This window comes from Micromonospora sp. AB353, from assembly GCF_049538395.1.
In the GTDB taxonomy this organism is placed as follows: Bacteria; Actinomycetota; Actinomycetes; order Mycobacteriales; family Micromonosporaceae; genus Micromonospora; species Micromonospora aurantiaca.
The window spans coordinates 115,183-126,573 of sequence record NZ_JBMVFV010000004.1 but is presented as its reverse complement, the minus strand read 5'-3'; the positions used below and the strand labels follow the sequence as shown (position 1 = coordinate 126,573).

General features: G+C 73.1%; 12 protein-coding genes. 8 read left to right on the top strand and 4 right to left on the bottom strand.

Annotation, left to right across the window (positions count from 1 at the left end):
- Window positions 1–37: 37 nt before the first annotated feature.
- The gene (locus tag ACPCK6_RS03530; protein WP_396882099.1) at window positions 38–547 is read left to right on the top strand and encodes a hypothetical protein; all 510 of its coding nucleotides are present in this window, start codon (window positions 38–40) and stop codon (window positions 545–547) included.
- Window positions 548–551: 4 nt separating this feature from the next.
- Complete coding sequence (gene thpR / locus ACPCK6_RS03525) at window positions 552–1,133, top strand: RNA 2',3'-cyclic phosphodiesterase (protein WP_423480318.1); 582 nt, start codon at window positions 552–554, stop codon at window positions 1,131–1,133.
- A gap of 51 nt (window positions 1,134–1,184) precedes the next feature.
- Here thpR and ACPCK6_RS03520 read toward each other — a convergent pair whose 3' ends face one another.
- The 4 genes from ACPCK6_RS03520 to ACPCK6_RS03505 all read right to left on the bottom strand — a co-directional run bounded on the left by ACPCK6_RS03520 (window position 1,185) and on the right by ACPCK6_RS03505 (window position 6,031).
- Entirely contained in the window at window positions 1,185–2,171 is a 987-nt protein-coding gene (locus ACPCK6_RS03520; RefSeq protein WP_396882101.1) for an aldo/keto reductase, read from the bottom strand.
- Window positions 2,172–2,234: 63 nt separating this feature from the next.
- The gene (sepH, locus tag ACPCK6_RS03515) at window positions 2,235–3,323 is read right to left on the bottom strand and encodes a septation protein SepH (protein WP_135242973.1); all 1,089 of its coding nucleotides are present in this window, start codon (window positions 3,321–3,323) and stop codon (window positions 2,235–2,237) included.
- A gap of 191 nt (window positions 3,324–3,514) precedes the next feature.
- Window positions 3,515–4,642 carry a phosphoserine transaminase gene (serC, locus tag ACPCK6_RS03510; RefSeq protein WP_396882102.1) on the bottom strand — a complete coding sequence of 376 codons (1,128 nt, stop codon included), beginning with the start codon at window positions 4,640–4,642 and terminating at the stop codon, window positions 3,515–3,517.
- 282 nt (window positions 4,643–4,924) lie between these two features.
- The gene (locus tag ACPCK6_RS03505) at window positions 4,925–6,031 is read right to left on the bottom strand and encodes a citrate synthase 2 (protein WP_013283721.1); all 1,107 of its coding nucleotides are present in this window, start codon (window positions 6,029–6,031) and stop codon (window positions 4,925–4,927) included.
- Between the two features lie 273 nt (window positions 6,032–6,304).
- Between ACPCK6_RS03505 and pdxH the strand changes: the two genes are divergently transcribed.
- Genes pdxH through ACPCK6_RS03475 form a run of 6 tightly spaced genes read left to right on the top strand, consistent with a single transcriptional unit; the run spans window position 6,305 to window position 11,322 of the window.
- The gene (gene pdxH / locus ACPCK6_RS03500) at window positions 6,305–6,934 is read left to right on the top strand and encodes a pyridoxamine 5'-phosphate oxidase (RefSeq protein ID WP_396882194.1); all 630 of its coding nucleotides are present in this window, start codon (window positions 6,305–6,307) and stop codon (window positions 6,932–6,934) included.
- Window positions 6,931–8,223 carry an MFS transporter gene (locus tag ACPCK6_RS03495; RefSeq protein WP_318332067.1) on the top strand — a complete coding sequence of 431 codons (1,293 nt, stop codon included), beginning with the start codon at window positions 6,931–6,933 and terminating at the stop codon, window positions 8,221–8,223. Before pdxH ends, ACPCK6_RS03495 begins: the two co-directional genes overlap by 4 nt.
- Window positions 8,224–8,239: 16 nt before the next feature.
- Window positions 8,240–9,166: an aldose 1-epimerase family protein gene (locus tag ACPCK6_RS03490; protein WP_396882103.1), complete on the top strand. Its 927-nt coding sequence runs from the start codon at window positions 8,240–8,242 to the stop codon at window positions 9,164–9,166.
- A gap of 2 nt (window positions 9,167–9,168) precedes the next feature.
- Complete coding sequence (locus ACPCK6_RS03485; RefSeq protein ID WP_396882104.1) at window positions 9,169–9,771, top strand: nitroreductase family protein; 603 nt, start codon at window positions 9,169–9,171, stop codon at window positions 9,769–9,771.
- 53 nt (window positions 9,772–9,824) lie between these two features.
- The gene (locus ACPCK6_RS03480; protein WP_013283726.1) at window positions 9,825–10,130 is read left to right on the top strand and encodes a type II toxin-antitoxin system VapB family antitoxin; all 306 of its coding nucleotides are present in this window, start codon (window positions 9,825–9,827) and stop codon (window positions 10,128–10,130) included.
- A 31-nt stretch (window positions 10,131–10,161) separates the two neighbouring features.
- Window positions 10,162–11,322: an acyl-CoA dehydrogenase family protein gene (locus ACPCK6_RS03475; RefSeq protein WP_423480317.1), complete on the top strand. Its 1,161-nt coding sequence runs from the start codon at window positions 10,162–10,164 to the stop codon at window positions 11,320–11,322.
- The last annotated feature ends 69 nt before the right edge of the window (window positions 11,323–11,391 follow it).

The following is an 11,391-nucleotide window of genomic DNA, read 5'->3' as shown; positions in this document are numbered from 1 at the left end:
GGTGGCGGGCCGGTGCGGCAGGGCTTAGCGTCGATGTGTGGAAGTGGGGCAGGGACTGCTGCTGGCGCTGGCGATCCTCGCCGTCTGCTGCCTGCCCGCCCTGTTCGCGCTGCTGTTCTGCGCTGACGAAGTCATCGACCGGGTCGCGTGCGGGTGGGCCGAGTGGCGGGAGCAGCGCCGGGAACGCCGTACCATCGCGCGGCTCGACCGGGCCATCGAGGCCGAGGCGCTGACCCGCGACATCGACCTCACCGAGTTCGACAAGGACGGCCGCCGCCCGCTGGAACAACTCGCCACCGACCTGCGCCGTCTCGGCGGCCACCGGCTCGCCGCCGCCGACCGCAGCGTGGTGTGGCACGGCGCGGTCATCGAGGCGTACGACGAACGGCTGCGCGCCGCCTGCCACGCGCTCGGCATCGCCGAACACCTGGCCGAGCTGGACGGTGTCGACCGGGAGATCGAACGGGTACGCGTCGAAGGGCTGCTGCACGCCGCCGGGCTGACCCTGCCGGCCGCCCGCGCCGCGCACCACCAGCGGCACCCCTGACCGGGTGCGTCTCTTCGCGGCGATCTACCCGCCTGCCGTGGCCGTCGCCGACCTGACCGTCCGGATGAAGGGCCTGCGGGTCGCGGCCGCCCGCCACGCCCGCCTCACCGACCCGGCGAACCTGCACCTCACGCTGGCCTTCCTCGGTGAGGTACCGGCCGACCGGCTGGCCGACGTGAAGCATGCGCTCGCCTCGGCCGCCCGGACGGCCCGCTCCCCACTGCTGTGCCTGGCTGGTGGCGGCTGCTTCGGTGCGGGCCGGTCCACAGTGCTCTGGGTCGACGTGCGCGGCGAGGTCGAGGTGCTCGACGCGCTCGCCCTGTCGATCCGTGGCGGGCTGCGTGAGGCCGGGCTGCCCTGCGACGACAAGCCGTTCCGGGCGCATCTGACCATCGCCCGCCCCGGCGACCGGGTGCCCGAGGCCGACCTCCGCTCGGACGTGCGCACGCTGCACGATTACGCCGGGCCGCAGTGGGCGGCCGGCGAGTTGCTCCTGATCCGCAGCCACCTGGGCCGTACGCCGCGCTACACCCGCGTCGCCGCGTGGGCGCTGGGCGGCGGGGCGTTGATTCAGGCGGGGCGTTAAGAAGGGGCCCCTCCTCTACCGGAGGCGTTAAGAAGGGGCCCTTCCTTACACCTACCAGGCCCAGGCCTCGGGGCCGGGGCCGCCGTTGCCGACCGGCGGGAACAGCTCGTCGAGGCGGGTCAGCGTCGACTCGTCCAACTGGACGTCGAGAGCGCCGAGGTTGCGGTCGAGCTGGTCCATCGTGCGCGGGCCGACGATCGGGGCGGTCACGCCCGGCCGGGACAGCAGCCACGCCAGCGCCACATCCGCCGGGTCGTGGCCGAGGTCGGCGCAGAGCTTCTCGTACGCCTCGATGGTGTTCCGGTGCTCGGCCAGCGCGTCGGCCGAGCGGCCGGTGGTGCCACGCGCCGCGCTGCCCTCGGCCATCTTGCGGATGATGCCGGACAGCAGCCCGCCGTGCAGCGGCGACCAGGGGATGATGCCCAGCCCGTAGTGCTGCGCGGCCGGCACGACCTCCAGTTCGACGTGGCGGGTCAGCAGGTTGTAGATGCACTGCTCGGAGACGAGACCGAGGAAGTTGCGCTTGCCGGCCGCGGCCTGCGCCTGCGCGATGTGCCAGCCGGCGAAGTTGGACGAGCCGACGTAGATCACCTTGCCCTGGGCGACGAGTGTCTCCATCGCCTGCCAGATCTCCTCCCACGGCGTGGTCCGGGAGATGTGGTGCATCTGGTAGAGGTCGATCGTGTCGGTCTGGAGCCGGCGCAGCGAGTCCTCGCAGGCCCGGATGATGTGCCGGGCGCTCAGGCCCTGCTCGTTGGGCCACTCGCCCATCTTGCCGTACACCTTGGTGGCGAGGACGACCTTGTCGCGGCGCCCGCCGCCCTGCGCGAACCAGCGGCCGACGATCTGCTCGGTGACGCCCTCACCGAGCTTCCAGCCGTAGACGTTCGCGGTGTCGAAGAAGTTGATCCCGTGTTCGAGCGCCCGGTCCATGATGGCGAAACTGTCCGGCTCGTCGGTCTGCGGACCGAAGTTCATCGTGCCGAGGCAGAGTCGGCTCACGGACAGACCGGTGCGTCCCAGGTTCGTGTACTCCATGACTCCACCCTGGCACGCCGGCACTTCGAGTGCCCTCTCGACGAGCCAGGGTGGAGCGGTGGATCAGGAGGACTCGCGGGCCGCCGGGCCGGTGCCGAACAGCACGTCGTCCCAGCTCGGCAGCCGCTTGCGCGGCTTGCCACCGGCCTCGGTGGACTCGGCGGCCGCACCGCCGGTCGCCGCCGCGGGGCCGGTGCGGCGGGGCCGCAGCACCGCCAGCGAGGGTACGGCCGGGATCTCCTTCGGCGCGTCCGAGTCGTCGTCGAAGGCCGAACCCTGCCCACCACCGAGCAGCGCCGCGGCACCACCGGCGACGGCCCGCTGACGGGGCGCCTCCTGCCCGGCCAGCGCGGCCGGGGAGCGGGTGTCGAGACCACGCCCGGACGTGCCGCCGAGGGGACGGTCCAGCGAGGCGAGCAGCGCGTCCCGGCCGGCGCGGATCGGGTCACGCCCCGGACGGGCGTGCTCGGAGGCGGCCGGCAGGCCGTGCCCACCCCGGCTCGGCTCGCCACGCGACGGACCGGGCAGGGCGTGACCGCCCCGCTCCGGCGCCGGCTCCTGGCCGAGGATCGGCGTGGGCCGCTCGGCGCACAGGTATTGCGCCATGTCGTCGTGCGGGGCGACGTTCTGCCGGGTCTTGTCCAGATCCCACACCGCCTGCGCGGTGGCCTTGCCGGACGGCCAGGTCGCGATGATCCGCCAGGTGCCGTCGTCGCGGCGGTAGGCGTCCCACGAGATCTTCTCGGTGTCGATGCCGTGCTGGGCCAGCCGGCCGTTGACGACCTCGGCCAGCGGGGTCGGCTTCTCCGCGCCCTTGAGCCGGGTGCGGCGGGCGTGCTGGGCGAGCATGGCCCGCTCCTGGAGCACCGGGCCGGCGTAGCGCAGCACCCGGTCGACCGGTACGCCGGCGATGCGGGCGACGTCCTCCGCGGACTCGCCGGACCGGATCCGGGCCTGAATGTCCCGTGGGGACAGCGACGGCGTCGGGTCGGTGGCGCTCGGCACCACCGCGAGCGGCGGTGCGCCCGGCTCGGCGTGCAGCGCCGACGCGATCCGCTCGTCGATGGGCAGCGCCAGCAGGCGCCCCACCTCGTCGGCGAGCACCAGGGCCTGGCCGTCCTCGGAGAGGGCGACGAAGCGTACTGGGCGCATGGGCTTGCCTCCGTCCCGCTTCGCTGGCCGTCACGCCACGGGAGCCGGCCACCCGGGCGTCTCGCACCACCGTACGCTCATCTACCCGCCGATGGGGACTGCGACACCCCGGCATGTCGTGACTGAGCTGCGGTAACGATCACGGTGGGTGGCCGCCGGAGCCCCGACGGCCACGCACCGTGACGACGTGATCAGAGTCGCTCTACCACGTAGTCGATGGACGCGGTGAGCGCCTCGACGTCGGCCGGCTCGACGGCCGGGAACAGTGCCACCCGCAGCTGGTTGCGACCCAGCTTGCGGTACGGCTCGGTGTCGACGATGCCGTTGGCGCGCAGCGCCTTGGCGATCGCCGTGGCGTCCACCTCGTCGGCGAAGTCGATGGTGGCGACCACGTTGGACCGCAGCGCCGGGTCCGACACGAACGGCGTGGCGAACGACGAGCGCTCGGCCCAGCCGTACACGATGCCGGCGCTCTCGGCGGTGCGCTTGGCCGCCCAGGCCAGCCCGCCCTGCGAGTTCATCCAGTCGGTCTGCTCCGCGGCCAGGAAGATGGTCGCCAGCGCCGGGGTGTTGTACGTCTGCTCCAGCCGCGAGTTGTCGATCGCGGTGACCAGGTCGAGGAAGGCCGGGATGTAGCGGCCCGACTCCTTGACCTCGGTGGCCCGGGCCAGCGCGGCCGGCGACATCAGGGCCAGCCAGAGCCCGCCGTCGGAGCCGAAGCACTTCTGCGGCGCGAAGTAGTAGACGTCGGTCTGGGCGACGTCCACGTCCAGGCCGCCCGCGCCGGAGGTGGCGTCGACCAGCAGCAGCGAGCCCTCGTCGGCGCCCGCGACGCGGCTGATCGGCACCGCGACACCGGTGGAGGTCTCGTTGTGCGGGGTGGCGTAGACGTCCACGCCGGCCTCGGCCACGAGCGTCGGGGCGCTGCCCGCGTCGGACTTGCGCACCGTCGGCTCACCGAGGAACGGTGCGTCCTTGACCGACTTGGCGAACTTGGCACCGAACTCGCCGAAGCTGGCGAACTGGGCCCGGTCGCGGATCAGACCGAACGTGGCGACCTCCCAGAACGCGGTGGTGCCGCCGTTGCCGAGCACCACCTCGTACCCCTCGGGCAGGGAGAAGAACTCGGCCAGGCCGCGGCGCAGCCGGGACACCTGGTCGCGGACCGTCTTCTGCCGGTGCGACGTGCCCAGGTAGCTGGTGGCGACGTCGGAGAGGGCGGAGACCGCGGCCGGACGGACCTTGGACGGGCCGCAGCCGAATCGTCCGTCGGCGGGCCTGATCTCGTCGGGAATCCGGATGGTCGGTGCGTCAGCCACGGTTGTCTCGATCCTTCCGCGTGGGCGGGACGGGCCCTTGGTGCGGGCGCGGACCGATGGCCGGGCGTGCGCCGGGCGCACGGGGCGGCCGGGGTCCGAACCCGGCCGGCAGCGCTGCCGGCCTTCATCCTCCCACCCGGGCGGGCCGGACCGGCGGCTGGTCCCACTGTCGGCGCTGAGTCGTGCGCCACAGCGGCGCAGCACCTCGTGGGCACGGAGGCGGGCGTTAAGAAGGGGCCCCGCCTCTACCGGAGGCGTTAAGCGGGGCCCCTTCCTTACACCTCAGACGCCGTGCGGGATAGCGTCCCAGCCCTCGACCTGCTGCGGCTTGCGCGGGCCGTGGCCGACGTACGTGGCCGACGGCCGGACCAGCCGCTGCAGCTTCTTCTGCTCCAGGATGTGCGCGGACCAGCCGCCCATCCGGGCGCAGGTGAACATCGAGGTGAACATGTGCGCCGGCACCTCGGCGAAGTCCAGCACCACGGCCGACCAGAACTCGACGTTGGTGGCGAGGACGCGGTCCGGGCGGCGGGCCTGCAGCTCGGCCAGCGCGGCCTTCTCCAGCGCCTCGGCGACCTCGAAGCGGGGCGCGCCCAGCTCCTTGGCGGTACGCCGCAGCACGCGGGCGCGCGGGTCCTCGGCCCGGTAGACCCGGTGGCCGAAGCCCATCAGCCGCTCGCCCCGGTCGAGGACGCCCTTGACGTACCCGTCGGCGTCGCCGCTGCGCTCGACCGCCTCCAACATGCTGAGCACCCGGGACGGGGCGCCGCCGTGCAGCGGGCCGGAGAGCGCGCCGATGCCGGAGGAGATGCAGGCAGCGGCGTCCGCGCCGGTGGAGGCGACGATCCGGGCGGTGAAGGTGGAGGCGTTCAGGCCGTGCTCGGCGGCCGAGATGAAGTACGCGTCGACGGCCTTGACGTGCCGCGGGTCGGGCTCACCCCGCCAGCGCTTCATGAACCGCTCGACGATGGTCTCCGCCTTGTCGATCTCCTTCTGCGGCACGGCCGGCAGGCCCAGGCCGCGCGCCGACTGGGCGACGAAGGACAGCGCGGTGACCGACACCCGGGCCAGGTCCTCGCGGGCCTGCTCGTCGGAGATGTCGAGAAGCTGGTTGAGCCCCCAGTACGGCGCCAGCATGGCGACCGCGGACTGCACGTCGACGCGGATGTCACCGGAGTGCACCGGCACCGGGAACGGCTCGGCCGGCGGCAGGCCCGGGCCGAACCGGCCGTCCACCAGCAGCGCCCAGACGTTGCCGAACGAGACCTGGCCGATCAGGTCCTCGATGTCCACGCCCCGGTAGCGCAGTGAACCCCCCGCGCGGTCGGGTTCGGCGATCTCGGTCTCGAAGGCTACGACGCCCTCCAGGCCCGGTTTGAAATCGGACATGTCGTCTCCTGGCTTCGGCTCGGCGCGCCCGGGCGGGCTGATCGAGCCCCGCAGCTCAGGCGACCCTTCAGGGATGTGGTTCGGAACATCTTGCCCGCTGGGTAACAAGCTGCGCGACCCACAGCCACTGTGCGCCACGCGACATCCCCGCCGCTGGACGTCGGTGAGAGAGGGAGAAGACTGGGTACCGGGGCCTGGCCAGCGTCGGGGGACGCCGGCACGCCCGGGAGAGGGACTACCACAGTGACAGGCGACACACCCGCCCCGGCCGGTATGCGTAACGAGTACGCCGCCGACCTGGGCCTGACCGAGACGGATCTGGCGCCGGACTGGCACACCCAGTTCGCCCGCTGGTTCGCCGACGCGGTTGCTCATCCGCTGCCGGAGCCGAACGCGATGGTGCTCGGCACCGCCGACGGCCGGGGCCGGCCCAGCGGGCGCACCGTGCTGCTCAAGGGGTACGACCCGGAGGGCTTCGTCTTCTACACCAACCACGGTTCGCGCAAGGGCACCGAGGTGACCGGGAACCCGTGGGCCAGCCTGGTGTTCCCGTGGTTCCCGATGCAGCGGCAGGTGACGGTGACCGGCCGGGTCGAGCAGGTGGACCGGGCCGAGACGCAGGCGTACTTCGCCGGCCGGCCGCGCGGGTCGCAGCTCGGGGCGTGGGCCAGCGCCCAGTCGGCGGTGGTGCCGGACCGGGCCGCGCTCGACGAGGCGTACCGGGCGGCGGCCGAGCGGTTCGCCGACGTGGACCCGATCCCCGCGCCGCCGCACTGGGGCGGGTTCCGGGTCCGCCCGGAGACCGTCGAGTTCTGGCAGGGCCGGGCCAGCCGGCTGCACGACCGGCTGCGCTTCCGGCGTACCGGGGACGGGGTCTTCGTCGTCGAGCGGCTCGCACCGTGACCGACGTCACGCAGGCCCGGCGGCGGGGTGCGCGCCGCTGGGCGATCGACCTGCGCCCGCTGCGCGTGCCCGCGTACCGGCGGGTCTGGACCGGCAACGCGATCGCCATGTTCGGCTTCCAGTTCACCGCCGTGGCGGTGCCGGTGGAGATGTTCGACCTGACCGGCGGCTCGCTCTGGGTCGGTCTGCTCGGCATCGCGGGCTTCGTACCGTTGCTGCTCTTCGGGTTGTGGGGCGGCGCGGTCGCCGACGCCCGGGACCGCCGCCGGGTGCTGCTCGTCGGCGGCTGTGTGCTCTGGGCCTCGACGCTCGGGCTGCTGGTGCAGTCGCTGGCCGGCGTGCGCAGCCCGCTGCTGCTCCTGCTGCTCGTCGCCCTCCAGTCGACCGCCTTCGCGATCACCTCGCCGGCCCGCAGCGCGATCCTGCCCCGGCTCGTGCCGGCCGAGCTGGTCCCGGCGGCCACCACGCTGAACTTCACCACGTTCACCGCCGCCGCCGTCTTCGGCCCGCTCGCCGCCGGCCTGATCTTCGCCGCCTGGCAGGTCGAGGTGGCGCTGCCCATCGCGTACGCGGCGGACGCGCTGCTGTACACGGCGGCGCTCTGGGCCACGCTGCGGCTGCCCGCGATGCCGCCCACGCCGGACCCGGACGGCGGCGTCCGCAAGGCCGGCTTCGCCAGCATCGTCGACGGCTTCCGCTACCTGGCCACCACGCGGGTGTTGCTGCTCTCCTTCGCCATCGACCTGATCGCGATGATCCTGGCCATGCCGCGGGCGCTGTTCCCGGAGCTGGCGCAGGAACGCTTCGGCGGCGCGTCGGCGGTGGGCTGGCTGTACAGCTCCATCGCCATCGGCGCGATGCTGGGCGGCCTGACCTCCGGCTGGATCGGCCGGGTCCGCCGCCAGGGCCTCGCGCTCACCGTGGCGGTGGTCGGCTGGGGCGTGGCGATCGCGCTCGCCGGGCTGGCCGGTCAGTTGTGGGTGGCAGTGGTGCTGCTGGGCGTCGCCGGCGCCGCCGACCTGGTCAGCGCCACGCTGCGCCAGTCGATGCTGCTGGTCTACGCGCCGGACCGGATGCGGGGCCGTCTCCAGGGCGTGAACACGGTCGTGGTGGCCGGTGGCCCGCGCCTGGGCGACCTGCGCGCCGGTGCGACGGCCGCCGCCTTCGGCACGGGCTTCGCCATGGTCGGTGGCGGTCTCGCCGCCGCCGTACTCGCGGTGCTGCTGGTGGTGGCGTTCCCGGCGCTGCTGCGCTATCGCTCGACCACCCCCGCCGAGGAGCGCCACTGACGGTAGGGTCGCCGACATGGGGATCGACGCGCAGCCACCGTCCGGTACACAGTGGACCATCGCGGCCGGCGGCCACGAGGCCGTCGTGGTCGAGGTGGGCGGCGGGCTGCGGGCCTACCGCTACGACGGCGTGGACCACCTCGACGGGTACGCCGAGGACGAGGTCTGCCCCGGCTCGGCCGGGCAGGTGCTGGCGCCCTGGCCGAACCGCATCCGGGACGGCGTCTACACGGTCGGGGAGCGGTCGTTTCAGCTCGACCTCACCGAGCCGGAACGGCACAACGCCCTGCACGGCCTGGTGAACTGGGTGCGGTGGCAGCCGATCGAGCAGTCGGCGGACAGCGTGACCATCGGCTACGACCTGCCGCCGAGCCCCGGCTACCCGTGGGCGCTGCGGCTACGGGCCCGGTGGAGCGTCGGCCCGGACGGCCTGCGGGCCGAGCACGAGGCGACGAACCTCGCCGACGAGCCCGCGCCGTTCGGCTTCTCCGTCCACCCCTACCTCCAGCTGCCCAAGGTCGGCGTGGACGAGCTGCGGCTGCATCTGCCGGCCCGGCGGCGTGTGCTGGTGGACAGCCGCCTGCTGCCGGTCGCCGCCGCCGAGGTGACCGGCTCCGAGTTCGACTTCACCAGCCCGCGCCCGATCGGCGACCTGGTGCTCGACACCGCGTTCGGTGACGTCGAGCGGGACGCCGACGGCGGCTCGGCGGTGGTGCTCAGCGCGCCGGACGGCTCGTCCGGGCTGCGGATCTGGGCGGACCGCGAGTTCGGCTGGTGGCAGGTGTTCACCGGCGACACCCTCGGCGGGGAACGGCACCGCCGGTCCGTGGCGGTGGAGCCGATGACCTGCCCGCCCGACGCGTTCCGCTCCGGCAAGGACCTGATCATGCTCGAGCCGGGGCAGACCTGGCGGGGCGCCTGGGGCGTCCGCCCGGAGGTCTGAGCGTGGAGTTCGCCGAGGTCGTCCGGCGCCGCCGGATGGTGCGCAACTACGACCCCGACCGGCCGGTGCCGCCGGAGGTGGTGGACCGGCTGCTCGACCACGCCGTCCGGGCCCCGTCGGCCGGGTTCTCGCAGGGCTGGGGCTTCCTGGTGCTGGAGGAACCCGAGGACCGGGAACGGTTCTGGGCTGCCACCACGCCCGGTGGCGGCGGCCGGGAACGCTGGCTGGCCGGGATGCGCCGGGCGCCGCTGATCGTGGTGCCGCACGCGAACCGCGACGCCTACCTGGACCGCTACGCCGAGGCGGACAAGGGCTGGGCGGACCGCGCCGAGGACCGCTGGCCGGTGCCCTACTGGTACGTGGACACCGGCTTCGCGGCGCTGCTGATGCTGCTCACCGCCGTCGACGAAGGGCTGGGCGCCTGCTTCTTCGGCATCCCGCCGCAGCGCATCGGGGCGTACCGGGAGGCGTTCGGGGTACCGCCGGAACTGCACCCGATCGGTGCGATCACAGTAGGTTACCGAGCTGTCGACCACCGGTCACCGTCGCTGCGCCGAGGGCGGCGTCCGGTGCAGGATGTGGTGCGGCGGGGACGGTGGACCTGAGCGGTTAGGCTGACATCCACATTGTCAGCCTGGCCTGGGGAGGAGAGCACGCCGTGATCTTCAGGGCGGTCCGGGACGGGCGTCCCTACCCGGAGCACAACCTCACGCTGAAGCAGTGGGCCGAGATTCCGCCGCGCCCGCTGCGGCTTGACCAGCTCATCACCACCAAGCGCGAACTCGCGCTGGACAAGCTGCTCGCGGAGGACTCCACCTTCTACGGCGACCTCTTCCCGCACGTCGTCCAGTGGAACGGCGGCCTCTACCTGGAGGACGGCCTGCACCGGGCGCTGCGCGCGGCGCTCCAGCAGCGCAACCAGATCCACGCGCGGGTGCTCGTGCTCGGTGACCAGGGCGAGTGACGCCTCCCTGAGTCTTGGTTAAGGTGACGCCATGACTCCTCTCGACCTGCTCGACATCGATGCGTCGCTCAGCGACGAGGAGCGGCAGATCCGCACCGTCGTGCGCCGGCTCGTGACCGACCGGGTACGCCCGCACGTCGCCGGCTGGTACGAGGACGGCCAGGTCCCGGCCCGCGAACTGGCCCGCGAGTTCGGCAAGCTCGGCCTGCTCGGCATGCACCTGACCGGGTACGGCTGCGCCGGCTCCTCCGCCGTCGCGTACGGGCTGGCCTGCCTGGAACTGGAGGCCGGCGACTCCGGCGTCCGGTCCCTGGTGTCGGTGCAGGGCTCGCTGGCCATGTACGCCATCTGGCGCTACGGCAGCGAGGAGCAGAAGCAGCGCTGGCTGCCCGCCATGGCAGCAGGCGAGGCGATCGGCTGTTTCGGGCTCACCGAACCCGACCACGGCTCCGATCCCGCCTCGATGGCCACCCGGGCCCGCCGCGACGGCGACGACTGGATCCTCACCGGCAGCAAATTGTGGATCACCAACGCGCCGATCGCCGACGTGGGTGTGATCTGGGCGCGTACCGACGACGGGGTGCGCGGCTTCGCCGTACCGATGGACACGCCGGGGGTGACGGCGCGCGAGATCCGGCACAAGATGTCGCTGCGCGCGTCAGTGACCGGCGAGATCGCGCTCGACGACGTCCGGCTGCCGGCCGACGCGCGACTGCCCGAGGCGATCGGGCTCAAGGCGCCGCTGGGGTGCCTGACCGAGGCCCGGCACGGCATCGTCTGGGGCGCGCTCGGCGCGGCCCGCGATTGCCTGGAGACCGCCCTGGAGTACGCGACCACGCGCACCCAGTTCGGCCGTCCGCTCGCCGGGTTCCAGCTCACCCAGGCCAAGCTCGCCGACATGGCGGTCGAGTGGAACAAGGGCATGCTGCTCGCGCTGCACCTGGGCCGCCTCGCCGACGCGGGCACGCTGCGGCCCGACCAGGTGAGCGTGGGCAAGCTGAACAACGTCCGCGAGGCGCTCGCCATCGCCCGGCAGTGCCGCACGATCCTCGGTGCCAACGGCGTCTCGGGGGAGTACCCGGTGATGCGGCACGCCAACAACCTGGAGAGCGTGCTCACCTACGAGGGCACCTCCGAGATCCACCAGCTCGTCATCGGCCAGCGGCTGACGGGCGTGTCCGCGTTCGCCTGACCTGCGGTTTCACCCGATCGAGGCGCTCGGCGAGCGGCTGTCGCACGGTGGCCGTACCGTCATTGTCAG

Excerpts from the sequence above, each read along its gene's own strand:
- ACPCK6_RS03520 (WP_396882101.1), bottom strand. The coding sequence starts at position 2,171 with ATGGAGTACACGAACCTGGGACGCACCGGTCTGTCCGTGAGCCGACTC.
- pdxH (WP_396882194.1), top strand. The coding sequence starts at position 6,305 with ATGCGTAACGAGTACGCCGCCGACCTGGGCCTGACCGAGACGGATCTG.
- ACPCK6_RS03475 (WP_423480317.1), top strand. The coding sequence starts at position 10,162 with ATGACTCCTCTCGACCTGCTCGACATCGATGCGTCGCTCAGCGACGAG.
- ACPCK6_RS03505 (WP_013283721.1), bottom strand. The coding sequence starts at position 6,031 with ATGTCCGATTTCAAACCGGGCCTGGAGGGCGTCGTAGCCTTCGAGACC.
- sepH (WP_135242973.1), bottom strand. The coding sequence starts at position 3,323 with ATGCGCCCAGTACGCTTCGTCGCCCTCTCCGAGGACGGCCAGGCCCTG.
- ACPCK6_RS03490 (WP_396882103.1), top strand. The coding sequence starts at position 8,240 with ATGGGGATCGACGCGCAGCCACCGTCCGGTACACAGTGGACCATCGCG.